12 protein-coding genes and 1 pseudogene are annotated in these 13,567 nt (G+C 74.7%); 4 read left to right on the top strand and 9 right to left on the bottom strand.

What is annotated here, in order from left to right; genetic code table 11:
* Positions 1–21: 21 nt before the first annotated feature.
* The 4 genes and pseudogenes from AWW66_RS36490 to AWW66_RS19360 all read right to left on the bottom strand — a co-directional run bounded on the left by AWW66_RS36490 (position 22) and on the right by AWW66_RS19360 (position 3,516).
* A complete protein-coding gene (locus tag AWW66_RS36490) occupies positions 22–741 on the bottom strand; it encodes a S1 family peptidase (RefSeq protein ID WP_425413288.1) in 720 nt (239 codons plus the stop codon).
* Positions 729–1,221 (bottom strand): annotated as a pseudogene (locus AWW66_RS36485) (snapalysin family zinc-dependent metalloprotease); the annotation flags it as partial. The pseudogene AWW66_RS36485 and the gene AWW66_RS36490, both read right to left, overlap by 13 nt.
* A 158-nt stretch (positions 1,222–1,379) precedes the next feature.
* A complete protein-coding gene (locus AWW66_RS19365) occupies positions 1,380–2,066 on the bottom strand; it encodes a MerR family transcriptional regulator (RefSeq protein WP_067368319.1) in 687 nt (228 codons plus the stop codon).
* Positions 2,067–2,316: 250 nt separating this feature from the next.
* Positions 2,317–3,516 (bottom strand): RtcB family protein, encoded by a 1,200-nt coding sequence (locus AWW66_RS19360; protein ID WP_067368316.1) that lies wholly within the window; start codon positions 3,514–3,516, stop codon positions 2,317–2,319.
* A gap of 454 nt (positions 3,517–3,970) precedes the next feature.
* On the opposite strand from AWW66_RS19360, the gene AWW66_RS19355 reads away from it, so the two are divergent.
* The gene (locus AWW66_RS19355; protein WP_211272012.1) at positions 3,971–4,708 is read left to right on the top strand and encodes an alpha/beta hydrolase; all 738 of its coding nucleotides are present in this window, start codon (positions 3,971–3,973) and stop codon (positions 4,706–4,708) included.
* Positions 4,709–4,781: 73 nt separating this feature from the next.
* Here AWW66_RS19355 and AWW66_RS19350 read toward each other — a convergent pair whose 3' ends face one another.
* Positions 4,782–5,630 carry a M15 family metallopeptidase gene (locus AWW66_RS19350; RefSeq protein WP_083978638.1) on the bottom strand — a complete coding sequence of 283 codons (849 nt, stop codon included), beginning with the start codon at positions 5,628–5,630 and terminating at the stop codon, positions 4,782–4,784.
* Between the two features lie 20 nt (positions 5,631–5,650).
* The gene (locus AWW66_RS19345) at positions 5,651–6,898 is read right to left on the bottom strand and encodes a serine hydrolase (RefSeq protein ID WP_083978635.1); all 1,248 of its coding nucleotides are present in this window, start codon (positions 6,896–6,898) and stop codon (positions 5,651–5,653) included.
* A 133-nt stretch (positions 6,899–7,031) separates the two neighbouring features.
* Here AWW66_RS19345 and AWW66_RS33810 point away from each other — a divergent pair, with 133 nt between their 5' ends.
* Entirely contained in the window at positions 7,032–7,217 is a 186-nt protein-coding gene (locus tag AWW66_RS33810; protein ID WP_157527601.1) for a hypothetical protein, read from the top strand.
* A gap of 51 nt (positions 7,218–7,268) precedes the next feature.
* Here AWW66_RS33810 and AWW66_RS19340 read toward each other — a convergent pair whose 3' ends face one another.
* Positions 7,269–8,597, bottom strand: a complete 1,329-nt coding sequence (locus AWW66_RS19340; RefSeq protein WP_083978634.1) for a D-alanyl-D-alanine carboxypeptidase family protein — start codon at positions 8,595–8,597, stop codon at positions 7,269–7,271.
* Positions 8,598–8,949: 352 nt separating this feature from the next.
* On the opposite strand from AWW66_RS19340, the gene AWW66_RS19335 reads away from it, so the two are divergent.
* Entirely contained in the window at positions 8,950–9,777 is an 828-nt protein-coding gene (locus AWW66_RS19335; protein WP_067368306.1) for a hypothetical protein, read from the top strand.
* A gap of 88 nt (positions 9,778–9,865) precedes the next feature.
* Here the strand turns inward: AWW66_RS19335 and AWW66_RS19330 are convergent, their stop codons facing one another.
* Complete coding sequence (locus tag AWW66_RS19330) at positions 9,866–10,588, bottom strand: MerR family transcriptional regulator (RefSeq protein ID WP_211272010.1); 723 nt, start codon at positions 10,586–10,588, stop codon at positions 9,866–9,868.
* A gap of 175 nt (positions 10,589–10,763) precedes the next feature.
* Between AWW66_RS19330 and AWW66_RS19325 the strand changes: the two genes are divergently transcribed.
* Positions 10,764–13,040, top strand: a complete 2,277-nt coding sequence (locus AWW66_RS19325) for an ATP-binding cassette domain-containing protein (RefSeq protein ID WP_067368303.1) — start codon at positions 10,764–10,766, stop codon at positions 13,038–13,040.
* 11 nt (positions 13,041–13,051) lie between these two features.
* On the opposite strand, the gene AWW66_RS19320 is transcribed toward AWW66_RS19325, so the two are convergent.
* Positions 13,052–13,465, bottom strand: a complete 414-nt coding sequence (locus tag AWW66_RS19320) for a protein-tyrosine phosphatase family protein (RefSeq protein WP_067368300.1) — start codon at positions 13,463–13,465, stop codon at positions 13,052–13,054.
* Between the last annotated feature and the right edge of the window lie 102 nt (positions 13,466–13,567).

Below are 13,567 nucleotides of genomic sequence, written 5' to 3'. Positions count from 1 at the left end.
CCCCCCGTTCGGTGTCGGTGCTCAGGCGGCGGGCAGCCCGCCGACCTGGGTGTTGATCCAGGAGCGGATCGACGGCAGGTCGCCGTAGATGGACGGGCCGGTGGCGCAGGTCGAGTTGTTGTTGCCGGCGCGGCTGGTGGCGCCGATCAGGTTCCACACCCCGTTGATCTGGCGCACCTGCGGCCCGCCGGAGTCGCCGTAGCAGGCGCCGGAGTTGCCGTTGGTGTTGTTGGTGCAGATCTCGTACGGGCCGTTGATGCCGAGGCACCGGGTGTCCGCGACGATCGAGGTGTCCAGCTCGTTGGCGACGAGCGGGGCCGAGCCACAGCCGCGCGGGGCGCAGGTCTGGCCCCACCCGATGATCCGGGTGGCGGTGCCGACCGCGCCGGAGGTGGTCGGGATCGGGGCCGGGGCGTAGCTGACCGAGCTGCCGAGCTGGAGCAGCTTGACGTCGATGGTCGGGTGGTTCACCGCCCGGGTCACGCTGACCACGGTGCCCCCGCTGGAGCGGTTGGTGCTGCCCACCCGGACCGAGGCCGGGGTGCCGCAGTGCTTCGCGGTGACCGCCCAGTTGGCCTTGATCAGCGAGCCGGTGCAGCCGGAGACGTACACCATGAAGGGGTAGTTCTCGCTGGCCGGACGGCCGCCGACCACCATCGGCGTGGCGACGTCACCGGGGTCCGAGTTGCTCCAGGTGTAGCCCTGGGGGGCGATCTCGGCCAGGGCGGCGCCGCCGAACAGCCGGTCGACCTGGGCCGCCTCGGCGGCGCTGGGGTTGGCGTTGCGGCAGGAGACCGGGGCGCTGCTGCCGGACATCAGGTCGGTGCAGAGGCCGGTACGCCGGTCCGGCAGGCCGAGGATGTGCCCGAACTCGTGGGTGGCGATCCGGGTCCGGTCGTACCCCTGGTCCACCGCCTGCCAGCCCATCCACACCCGGCCCGAGCCGAGCCCGGTGACCTGGGCCCGGGGCCAGCCGCTGTCCACGTAGACCGTCACGTTGCCCGGGGTACGGGCGACGAGCTGGACGTTGCTGACCGAGCTGTTCCAGATCCGGGCCGCCGCGTCGAAGTTGGTCCGGAACTCTCCGGCCCGGCTCGCGTCGTAGTACACCGTCCGCACGGCGGCCGAAGCCGTCGCGGCGGTGACGGCCTGCAGGCCGGTTGCCGCCAGTACCGCCGCGACCACGGCTGTCGCCGCCCGCAGCAGGTGTCGTCGCACCATCGCGCACTCCCTCGGTCCCGCAGCGGCACGGCCGCTGCGCATCGATGTACGCTGATGCTAGATGTGTCAGTAGTCGACTGTCGAATACTGTTTTTGTCATACCTGTTCAGCGCCGTCGACCAGCGGACGGAGCCGTCCGCCGGGCCGCCGGGCCCTGCTCACCGGCCGGTGTGGGTGAGGTAGCGGTCGAGCGCGGCGGCGGCGGCGAGCATCGCCCGGCCACGTCGGTCCAGCCGGGTCCGCCAGTCGGCCAGCGTCGCCCGCAGCGGCGCGACGCCCCCGGCGGCCCGGACCCGCGCCAGCACCTCGGCGATCTGCTCCACCGGGTACGTGCCCCGCCGCAGTTGGTGGGCCAGCAGCGCGTCGCGCACGTCGGCCGCCTCGTACACCCGGTACCCGGTGCCGGGGTCGCGCGGCGGGCGCAGCACCCCCGCCCGCTCCCACCGGCGCAGGGTGGTCGGCCGCACGCCGAGCCGGCGGGCCAGTTCCCCCACCGACATCGGCGACCCGCCCGACAGGTCCGCCCCGTCCAGACCCTGCAACGCGTCCTCGACGGCGTCCAGGGTCTGCCGGTCGGCCAGCAGCCGCGCGTGCCCCCGGTCGACCAGCGCCAGCGCCAGGTCGACCCGGTCCCGGTGCACCGCCTGCATGATCGCGGTCGCGTCGGCGTGCCCGTGGGCCGGCACGAGCGCGACGAACGCGCGCAACGCGTGCGCGTGCCGGGGGCTGTAGCGGCGGTACCCCGACGGGCTGCGCTCCGCGACAGGCAGGATGCCGGCGTCGGTGTAGTTGCGCACCGCCTGCGTGGAGAGCCCGTGCTCGCGGGCCAGGTCGATCGGGCGCATGACCCTACCCTTGTTTTGAAGGTTGTGGATGGTCGACCACGCGAGACCCGGGAAAAGTCTCAACAGGATGATCAACGATAACGTGGCGGTGGGGTGCCGTTCATCCTCCGGACGGCGGCACCCCCTCCCCCGACCATGCCGGCCGCGACCTCGGCCGGCCCCCTTTACCGGGCCGTCCCGCCGAGGTCACCGCCGGTCCCGGCCCCGGGACGCGACCGTCCCGGGGCCAGGGACGCCGGGCGGGCGGCGGTCAGCCCTTGACACAGACCACCTGCCGCAGATGGGCGACCACCTCGACCAGGTCCGCCTGCTGCGCCAGCACCTGGGTGATGTCCTTGTACGCCCCGGGGATCTCGTCGACCACCCCGGCGTCCTTGCGACACTCCACCCCGGCGGTCTGCGCGGCCAGGTCGGCGATGCTGAACGTCCGCCGCGCCTGGCCCCGCGACATCCGCCGGCCCGCGCCGTGCGACGCCGAGCAGTACGCGTCCGGGTTGCCCTTGCCCCGCACGATGTACGACCCGGTGCCCATCGAACCGGGGATGATGCCCAGGTCCCCCTTGCCGGCCCGGATCGCGCCCTTGCGGGTGACCAGCACCTGCTCGCCGCCGTAGGTCTCCTCGGCGACGTAGTTGTGGTGCACCGAGATCGGCTCGTCGAAGGCGACCTGCGGCAGGTGCTCCCGCACCACGCCGCAGAGCAGGGCGAGCAGCACGGCCCGGTTGCGCCGGGCGTACTCCTGGGCCCACCACAGGTCCCGCCGGTAGGCGTCCATCTCCGGGGTGCCGGCGAGGAACACGGCCAGGTCCCGGTCCGGCAGCGCGGCGTTGTGCGGCAGTCGCCGGGCCACCGCCATGTGCCGCTCGGCCAGTTCCTTGCCGATGTTGCGGGACCCGGAGTGCAGCATCAGCCAGACCCGGCCGTCGTCCGGCCCACCGGACTCCAGGCAGACCTCGATGAAGTGGTTGCCGCCGCCGAGGGTGCCCACCTGCCGCCGGGCGCGGGTCTCCAGCTTCGCCACCCGCGCGTCGAGGGTGTCGAACCGCTGCCAGAAGTCGACCCAGCCGCCCTGCTCCAGGCCCCGGATCCGGCGCGGGTCGACCGGCTCGTCGTGGGCGGCGAACCCGACCGGGATCGTCGCCTCGATGGCGCCGCGCAGCGGGGCCAGGTCGTCCGGCAGGTCGGCGGCGGTGAGCGAGGTCCGCACGGCGGACATGCCGCAGCCGATGTCCACGCCGACCGCCGCCGGGGAGACGGCCTGCCGCATCGCGATGACGGAGCCGACGGTGGCGCCCTTGCCGTAGTGCACGTCGGGCATCACCGCGACCCCCTGCACCCACGGCAGCGCGCCGATGTTGCGCAACTGCCGGGCCGCCTCCGGCTCGATGCCGTACGGGTCGGTCCAGACCCGCACCGGAGCGCGGGTGCCCGGCAGTTCGGTGAAGCTCATGCTGGTCTCCTCGGTCGTGCCGTCTCGACACCGACGGCGGGTGGAGTGGATCGGGGGTACCGGAGGTCGGGACCCCCGCAGACGAGGACGCCGCCCCGTCCCGTGCGGGAGGGACGGCCGGCGGGACGGGGTGGGCGGCGCTATCCGCGCCGGTACCCCGATCGCGGACCCGGTCCGCCGGTGGGCCGGCGCAGGCCTGGTCGACACGTCGGCCGCCCCGGGTGTTCGCGGCCGGCGGGCAGCGACGCGCCACCGTGCGGTGTGGACCGCGTGGTGGTGCGGGACTGCTGCGGCACGGCGGGCTCCCCGGACTGGTCGGGCGGGCGGTACGGGGTCCACGGTAGGTGGGGCCTCCCGGGCCCGCAACGGGATTCGCCGTGCTCCGGTAGCGTCGGGAACCGTGGCCCGGATCCGCTGTGACTTCTTCTCCGAGGTGCTCGGCCTGAGCACGTCGATGACGGTGCTGCTGCCGGAACGGGCGGCCTCCCAGATCGGCCTGGCCGGCAGCGACCGCCCCGGCGACCCGCCGGTGCTGTACCTGCTGCACGGGCTCAGCGACGACGACACGACCTGGTCGCGCCGTACCTCGGTCGAGCGGTACGTGGCCCCGCTCGGCCTGGCCGTGGTGATGCCGCAGGTCGGCCGGAGCTTCTACACCGACGAGGCGCACGGCAACCGGTACTGGACGTTCCTGAGCGAGGAACTGCCCTCGGTCTGCCACTCCTTCTTCCGGCTCTCCCGACGCCGGGAGGACACCTTCGTCGCCGGGCTCTCCATGGGCGGGTACGGCGCCCTGAAGTGGGCGTTGCGCGAGCCGGGTCGGTTCGCCGCCGCCGCCAGCCTCTCCGGGGCCGTCGACATCGCCGCCCGGGGCGACCACCCGCACCGCCCCCTCGACCGGGCGGTCTGGCACACCGTCTTCGGGGACCGGACCGTGCGCGGCAGCGACGACGACCTGCTGACGCTGCTCGACCGGGCCGGCCGGGCCGGTGTCGACCTGCCCGCGCTCTGGCTCGGCTGCGGCACCGAGGACTTCCTGCACGAGGACAACGTCCGGTTCGTCGAGGCGCTCCGCCGGGCCGGCGTCCCGGCCACGGTGGACCTCGGCCCCGGCGGGCACGACTGGGCGTACTGGGACCGGGCCGTCCAGGACGTCCTCGCCTGGCTCCCGCTGCGACCTCCGGGCGGCTGACCCCGCACGAGCCGACCCGACGGCACCGCGCGGGCGACGGCACCGGTCGGCCGACCTCAGCGCCCGGTGAGCGTCAGCGCACGGCGGACCGGCTGACCGGGAAGTCGAAGTACGTGTCGGGGTAGGGCTCGTCGGCGAGCCGGTAGTGCCACCACTCCCGGTCGTAGTTGACGAACCCGCCGTCGGTCATCAGCCGGCGCAGCAACGCCCGGTTCGCCCGCGCGGCGCGGGAGATGTCGGTGGCGGCGGTGGCCGCCAGGGGGTCGAAGCAGTCGAAGCCGGTACCCATGTCGACGCTGTCGTCCGGGTACCGCCGCTGCGGCGGGGCGGTGCACGGCACCGGCGGAGCCGCCGACGGGTACCGGGACGGGGTGGGGGCGGGCAGGCGGACCAGGGTCAGGTCCACGGTGCTGCCCCGGCTGTGCGCGGTGGGCGCGCCGAGGTACCCCTCGGCGAACAGCTCGGACTTCGGCACCCGGGGGTGGAACTCGACGGCGCCGGCCGACTCACCGGGCTGCCCGGCCCAGGCGACCATGTCGTCGGCGGCACGCTGCGGGCGGTAGCAGTCGTACACCTTGAGGGTGTGCCCGTCGGCGAGCGCGGCGGCCTGCACCCGGCGCAGCGCCTCGGCCGCCGCCCGGGTGAGCAGGCACAACGGCTCCGGGTAGCCGTCCAGCGGGCGGCCGACGAAGTTGTGCGCGGTGGCGTACCGGATGTCGGTGCGGACCGTCGGGTCGACGTCGGTGAGGACCACCACGTCCGCCGGGGCGCGCGGCCCGGACGGGGCGGGGGCCGGCGGCGGTGGCGGTGGCGGTCGGTGGCAGGCGGTGAGCACGGTGGCGGCGGCCACGGCGACCAGCGTCACGGCAACCACGGCCGGCAGGGCCGCAGCGGGCCGGGCGGCCACGGCCGGGCGGGTCACGGCAGGCACGGCGGGGCGGGTCACCCGGGGTCGCTGTCACCGGCGGGCAGCGGCCGGCGGCGGGCGTAGAGCGCCACCAGCAGGGCGACGCCGGCCAGGCCGACCGCGAGCACGGGCAGCGTCCACCACCAGCCGACCCCGGCGAGCCGGCCGGTGTGCGCGGTCCGGGCGGCGCCGGCGACCGCCAGGGTGGCCCCGGCCGACGGGGCGGCGGTGGTCGCCTCCCCGGGGCGGACCAGCCGACCCACCGAGGCGTCCCGGGGCAGCGCGAACCCCCAGTCGAGCAGGGCGGCACCCTGCTCCCAGCCGCGCCGTTCGGCGGGGCCGGGGCCGACCTCCGCGCCGAGCAGGGTCACCACCAGCCGCCGGCCACCGCGTTCGGCCGCCCCGACGTAGGTGTGCCGGGCCAGGTCGGTGAAGCCGGTCTTGCCGCCCAGCGCCCCGGGGTACCGGTAGAGAAGCTGGTTGTCGTTCTGGATCTCGTAGCCCTTGCGGCGCAGGGCGGGCTGCGCCGGCACCCGGGCCCGCTCGGTCAGCGCGTAGCGGCGGAAGGTCGGGTCGGCGAAGCAGGCCCGCGCGATCAGCGCCAGGTCGTAGGCGCTGGTGAACTGGCCCGGCCCGTCCAGCCCGGAGGGCGTCACCGCGTGTGTCTGCCCCGCGCCGAGCCGCCGGGCCTCCTCGTTCATCGCCCGGACCCCGCCGGGCAGGCCGTCGGCCCCGCCGCCGAGCCGGGCCAGCAGGTTCGCCGCGTCGTTGCCGGAGGTGAGCAGGAGACCGAGCCAGACGCTCTTCAGCGGGTAGTGCCCGCCCTCGACGAGCCCCATCGCGGAGCTGCCCGGCTCGATGTCCACGTCCCCGGCGGTCACCGTGACGAGCTGCCCGGGGTCCAGCTTCGGCAGCAGGGTGGCGGCCAGCAGCAACTTCTGCACGCTCGCCGGGGTGGCGTACTCGTGCGGCCCGCACCCACCCAGCACCGCACCGGTGTCCAGGTCGGCGACCAGCCACGACGTCGCGGTGACCGCGGGTGGCGCGGGCGTGCCCGCGGGCGTCACCAGGCCCGGGGTCGCCAGCGCGGAGCCGCCGACGGCACGGGCGGCTTCGACGGCGCGGGGCGGGCTGGGTCGCGAGGGGCGCGGCACCGGCACGCTCGGACAGGGCACGGTCGTCGATCCCCCGGCACCGGGGGCCGCGACACCACGGGCGGGAGCCCCGACCGGCGCCAGGAGCAGCGCGGCGGTCACGACGGCGGCCCGGCGGCAACCTCTCACCCCCTCACGCTAACCACGCCCGGGTGTTCCGGTGGGCGGTCACGGAATCCCGTCGGCCGGGCGGCAGGTGTGGGCGCGTGACCGCCCGGGTAGCAGACGGAACGGACAGGCAGACGTCGATGAGGAGGGGACCATGAGCGATCCCAGGTACGTTCCGGTGGGGCTGGCCACCGCCGGGCGGCTCACCGCGGACATGGCCGACCCCGACCTGGCCGCGCCGCCCGTGGACGACGACGGCACGCCGGTCGGCAGCGCCGATGCCGAGGCCGACCGGGCCCGGGCGGCCGGTGCGGAGCCGGAGGAGACTCCCCGCCACTGAGCGGGCCCGGCGGGGCGGGACGGTCGTCGTCGACCGTCCCGCCCCGTCCGGTCAGCGTCGGCGGCGGCTGGCGCGGCGGCGGTACCCGAGCGTCAGCGCGACGGCCGCGAGCAGGACAGCCGCGCCGAGGCCGTACCAGACCGCCAGCGCACGGGGCGTACCGATCGTGTCGTCCCGGGCCGGGCGGGCGGCGGCCGGCCGGACGGTGCTCTCCGGTTCCGCCGGCGGCGGCTGCGCCGCCGCCGTGGGCCCGGTCGCGGCGGCCGCCCGCGCCCGCTCCACCTCCCCCGGCTCGACGAGCCGGCCGACGGAGGCGTCGCGGGACAGCGAGAACCCCCAGTCGAGCAGGGCGGCGCCCTGCTCCCAGCCGCGCATCGGCCGGGGCTCCGCGCCGAGCAGGGTGGCGACCAGCCGGCGGCCGTTCCGCTCGGCGGCGCCGACGTAGGTGTGCCGGGCGTAGTCGGTGAAGCCGGTCTTGCCACCCAGTGCCCCGGGGTACCGGTAGACGAGTTGGTTCTGGTTCTGGATCTGGAAGCCCTTGCGGTTCAGCGCCGGCTGGGCGGGGATCCGGGTCTGCTCGGTCAGCGCGTAGCGGCGGAAGGTCGGGTCGGCGAAGCAGGCCCGCGCGATCAGCGCCAGGTCGTAGGCGCTGGTGAACTGGCCCGGCCCGTCCAGCCCGGACGGGGTCACCGCGTGTGTCTGCAACGCGCCGAGCCGCCGGGCCTCCTCGTTCATCGCCCGCACCCCGCCGGCGGCCCCGTCGGCGCCACCGCCGAGCCGGGCCAGCAGGTTCGCCGCCTCGTTGCCGGAGTTGAGCAGCAGTCCGAGCCAGACCGTCTCCACCGGGTACCGGCCGCCGGCGACCAGGCCGACGGCGGACGAGCCGGGGGCGATGTCCAGGTCGGCCGGGGTGGCGGTGACCACCTGCTTCGGGTCCAGCTTCGGCAGCAGGGTGGCGGCCAGCAGCAGCTTCTGCACGCTCGCCGGGGTGGCGTACTCGTGCGGCCCGCACCCACCCAGCACCGCACCGGTGTCCAGGTCGGCAACCAGCCACGACGTCGCGGTGATCGCCGGTGGCGCCGGTGCGGTGGGTGGGACGACCAGCCCGGCGGTGGCCAGCGCCGCCCCGCCGATGGTCCGGTCCCCCGGGACGACCGGGGGCGGGGTGGGCCGGGGTGACCGGGTCACCGCGGGCGCCACCGCTCGGGGGCAGGGCACGGCCGGCCCGGTGGGGGTCACCCCGGGATCGGTCGGGCCGGCGGCCGGGGCGGGAGCCGGCCCGGTGCCGACCGGCGGAGCCGGCGCCGGGCCGGCCGTGGCCGGCGCGGCGGCCAGCAGCAGGACGGCGGTCACCGTGACGGCGGGGAGCCGAACTCTCATGGAGGTGACCCTAGCTGCCAAGATTCTTCGGATCCCGGCACGCCACCCCGTGCCGGGCCGGCGTCACGACGGCCGACGCCAGAATTTCCACCGCCGCCGTTGAACCGCTCCCACGGCGATCCCCGTATTCATCGCCGGAAGGACGGAACAGCCGGGCCGCCACATTCCGGGGACGGTCACGGAACTGTTCCGGACACCGGGTGGGGCGGCGGACGCCTCGGCCTTTCCGCATTCGCGGTCACCATATCCGGTGGTGCCCGCGTTCCTTTCCCGTCGTCAGTTCACACCGCCGTTCCCCGTGCACAGGAACGCCGATTCCGGCTGCCCGCAGGGGTCCAGTAAGGAGAGGTACATGGCCAGGCGTACGCAGAAGAACGCCGTCCTGAGGATTGCCGGCGTCGGCGCCTGCGCGGCGGTGCTGCTCGGTGCGGGACTGCACCTGGCGTCCGCCGACGACGCCGGCGAGGCCCGGCGGGCGACGTCCGGTGTCCAGACCGTGACCTGCCCGGACGTCCGTGGTCAGCTCCCGGCGATTCCGGCCGCCGCGCGGGCCGGCGTCGACCGGGAACTGGCCACCCTGGAGCAGCAGATCACCGAGGCCAACGCCCGCCTCGCCGACCTCGCGGTCAACCCCCGGGGCGGCCCGAACTTCGTCCAGAACACCGTCCTCGGGCCACTGCGGTCCAAGCGGGTGGCCACCCTGGACCGGATCGCCATCACCGTCAGCCGGGTCGACGGCAACCGCCCGGCCGGGCTGGAGGCACTGGCCACCTGCGGCGTGACCGCGGCCGGCGCGGCACCGGCCACCGGCAACACCGGCGGCAACCAGGGAGCCACCGGCAACCAGGGAGCCACCGGCGGCAACCCGGCTCCGGCCGGGGCCCGGACGGTGAACTGCCCCGACGTGGCCGGTCGGTTCCCGGTGGTGCCCGCCGCCGCGCAGGCCGGGGTCAACCAGGAACTGGCCAACCTCCGCCAGCAGATCGCCGAGGCCAACGCCCGCCTCGCCGACCTCGCGGTCAACCCCCAGGGCGGCCCGAACTTCATCCAGAACACCGTCCTCGGCCCGCTGGAGGACCGACGGATCGCCGTGATCAACCGGATCGCGACGACCATCGGGCGGGTCACCGGGGACCGTCCCGTCCCGCCGCTGGAACTCGCCCCCTGCGGCCTGAACTGACGTCCCGACCGTCCCGGGCGGGGACGACGGTGGGGGCATCCGAGGCGGATGCCCCCACCGTCGCGGTCACCGGGTCACCGGGCCCGCTTCAGGTCAGCCCCCGGTCGGCCAGGTAGGCGTAGAGGGCGGCCGAGCCCCGCAGCCGGTGCAGGCTGCGCCGCTGCAACTCCTGCTCCCGGCGGGCGAGCTCGGCGCGGACCCGTTGCGGGCTGCCGGTGCTGCGCAACTCGTCCAGCACCGCCTGGACGATGTCGAACGGGTAGCTGCCCCGGCGCAGCAGCGCCACGACCTGCGCCGCGCGCACCTCCGCCTCGTCGTAGACCCGGTACCCGGTGACCGGCTGCCGGGTCGGCCGCAGCAGTCCCCGGGTCTCCCACACCCGCAGCTGGGAGGTGCGGACCCCGATCAGGGCGGCCACCTCCCCGATCCGGACGTCCCGACGCCGGGTCGGCGCGACGGCCGGGCCCGCCAGCACGGTGGCGAAGGCGTCGAGGACCCGGCGGATGTCGGCCCGCTCCCGGTCCAGTTCGGCGTGGCCGGCGTCGAGCGACGCCAGCGCCGCCGCCGGGTCGCCCCGGTGGACCGCCGCCATCATCTCCCGGGTACGTGTCCAGCCGTGCCCCTCGGCCAGGTGCCGCGCCACGGTCAGCGCCCGCACGTGCTCGTCGGTGAAGACGCGGTACCCGCTCGGGGTGCGCCGCACGGGTGGCAGCACCCCGAGGTCCACGTAGTTGCGCACCTGCTGGACCGAGATGCCCGCCGAGGCGGCGAGGTCCGCGCCGCGCAGCCGGCGTCCCACCACGTCCGTCACCGGCTCAGCGTACCTGCTCACGTGTGGTTGAGACTTATCCGGCTCTTTCTCCCGGCCTGCCGCGCTCGACGCTGGTAAAACCCTCCACGGGAGTTTGAATGAGACAATTGAATGCGGCCAGGCCGGTACGGAAACCGGCGGGCTCCACCCTGCCCACGATCGCCGAAGGGTTCGCATGCAGCAGCCAGTACGGTCCGCCGCCGACAGTCACGACGTGATCGAGGTACGCGGCGCGCGGGAGAACAACCTCGCCGACGTCTCGGTCGACGTTCCCAAGCGCCGGCTCACCGTCTTCACCGGGGTCTCCGGGTCCGGCAAGTCGTCCCTGGTCTTCGGCACCATCGCCGCCGAGTCGCAGCGACTGATCAACGAGACCTACAGCGCGTTCCTCCAGTCGTTCATGCCGAACGTGAACCGCCCGGACGTCGACGCGCTGCGCAACCTCAGCGCCGCGATCGTGGTGGACCAGGAGCGGATGGGCGCCAACTCGCGGTCGACGGTCGGCACCGCCACCGACGCGTACGCGATGCTGCGGATCGTCTTCAGCCGGCTGGGCGTGCCGTCCGCCGGGTCGGCCGGCGCGTTCAGCTTCAACCTGGCCGAGGGGATGTGCCCGGCCTGCGAGGGGATGGGGCGGGTCTCCGACCTGGACGTCACCGAGCTGGTCGACGTGGAACGGTCGCTCAACGGCGGGGCGATCACGGTGCCGAACTTCGCCGTCGACTCGTGGTACTGGCAGACCTTCGTCGCCTCCGGGCTCTTCGACCCCGACACCAAGCTCCAGGACTACACGCCGCAGCAGTGGCAGGACCTGCTGCACAAGCCAACCACCAAGATCAAGGTGGGCGGCACGAACATCACGTACGAGGGTCTGGTGGTCAAGGTCCGCCGGCTGTACCTGGCCAAGGACCGCGAGTCGATGCAGCCGCACATCCGCTCCTTCGTCGACCGGGCGGTCACCTTCACCACCTGCGGGGACTGCGGCGGCACCCGGCTGAACCAGGCCGCGCTCGCCTCCCGCGTCGCCGGGCGCAACATCGCCGAGTGCGCGGCGATGCAGATCAGCGACCTGGCCGGGTTCCTCCGCGGCGTCGACGACCCGGCCGTGGCCCCACTGGTCGGCACCCTGCTGGACCTGCTCGACTCGCTGGTCGAGATCGGGCTGGGCTACCTCAGCCTGGACCGGGAGTCGGGCACGCTCTCCGGCGGTGAGGCGCAGCGGGTGAAGATGGTCCGGCACCTCGGCTCCAGCCTCTCCGACGTGACGTACGTCTTCGACGAGCCCACCGTCGGCCTGCACCCGCACGACATCGCCCGGATGAACGACCTGCTGCTGCGGCTGCGGGACAAGGGCAACACGGTACTGGTGGTGGAGCACAAGCCGGAGACCATCGCGATCGCCGACCACGTGGTCGACCTCGGTCCCGGGGCCGGGCCGGACGGCGGCCGGATCTGCTACACCGGCGACGTCGCCGGGCTGCGGCGCTCGGACACCCGGACCGGTCGGCACCTGGACCACCGGGTCACCCTGCGGGAGACGGTCCGCCGGCCCACCGGCCAGTTGCCGATCCGGGGCGCCGACCTGCACAACCTGCGGACGGTGGACGTCGACATCCCGCTCGGGGTGCTGACCGTGGTCACCGGCGTGGCCGGGTCGGGCAAGAGCTCCCTGATCCACGGGTCGCTGCCACGTCGACGCGGGGTTGTGGTCGTCGACCAGTCCGCCATCCGGGGCTCCCGGCGCAGCAACCCGGCGACGTACACCGGCCTGCTGGACCCGATCCGGACCGCGTTCGCCAAGGCCAACGGGGTGAAGGCGGCCCTGTTCAGCGCCAACTCCGAGGGCGCCTGCCCGACCTGCAAGGGTATCGGGCTGGTCTACACCGACCTGGCCATGATGGCCGGGGTCGCCTCGGTCTGCGAGCAGTGCGAGGGGCGGCGGTTCACCGACACGGTGCTCACCTACACGCTGCGCGGGAAGAACATCAGCGAGGTGCTCGGCATGTCGGTGGTGACGGCCCGGGACTTCTTCCCCGGCGGCCCGGCCCGGGTCATCCTCGACCGGCTGGCCGACGTGGGGTTGGGGTACCTGACCCTGGGGCAGCCGCTCACCACCCTCTCCGGGGGCGAACGGCAACGGCTCAAGCTGGCCATCCACATGGCCGAGCGGGGCAGCACGTACGTGCTGGACGAGCCGACCACCGGCCTGCACCTGGCCGACGTCGACCAGCTCCTGGCGTTGCTGGACCGGCTGGTCGACGCGGGCAACACGGTGGTGGTCATCGAGCACCACCAGGCGGTGATGGCGCACGCCGACTGGCTGATCGACCTCGGTCCCGGCGCCGGTCACGACGGCGGCCGGGTGGTGTTCACCGGTACGCCGGCCGACCTGGTCGCGCACGGCGACACGCTGACCGCCCGGCACCTGCGCGAGTACGTCGGCCGGGGTTAAGGCGGGGCCGGTCAGGCCACCCGACGCAGCCAGCGGCGCTGCCAGGGGGTCTCCACCGCGCGGGGGTGGTAGCGGGTACGGACCCACGCCACCGCGTCCCGGGCCGGCACCCCGTCGAGGACGGCCAGCGCGGCCAACGCGGTACCGGTCCGGCCGACGCCGCCCCGGCAGGCCACCTCGACCCGCTCCCCCGCCGCCGCCCGGCGCAGCCCCTCGTGCAGGGCGTCGAGGGCGTCCGCCCGGTCGGTGGGGATCCAGAAGTCGGGCCACCGGATCCGGCGGTGCGGCCAGTCCGGCGCCGGGCCGGGGGCCAGCAGCAGCGCGAAGTCGGCGGGGGTGGCGGGGTCACCGATCCGGCGTCCCCGCACCGTCGCCCCGCTCGGCAGCACGACCACGCCGGTCTGGTCCGTCCACGTTCGCGTCATCCAGGGATTCTCCCCCGCAGACGCGACTGGCCGGTGTCCCCGTCACGGGGACACCGGCCAGAACACCTCTCACGTCAGCTCTTCCAGTGCTCGGCGACCAGG

Origin of the sequence: Micromonospora rosaria, assembly GCF_001567585.1 — a bacterium.
In the GTDB taxonomy this organism is placed as follows: domain Bacteria; phylum Actinomycetota; class Actinomycetes; order Mycobacteriales; family Micromonosporaceae; genus Micromonospora; species Micromonospora rosaria.
This window is presented reverse-complemented; position numbering and strand designations above follow the sequence as displayed.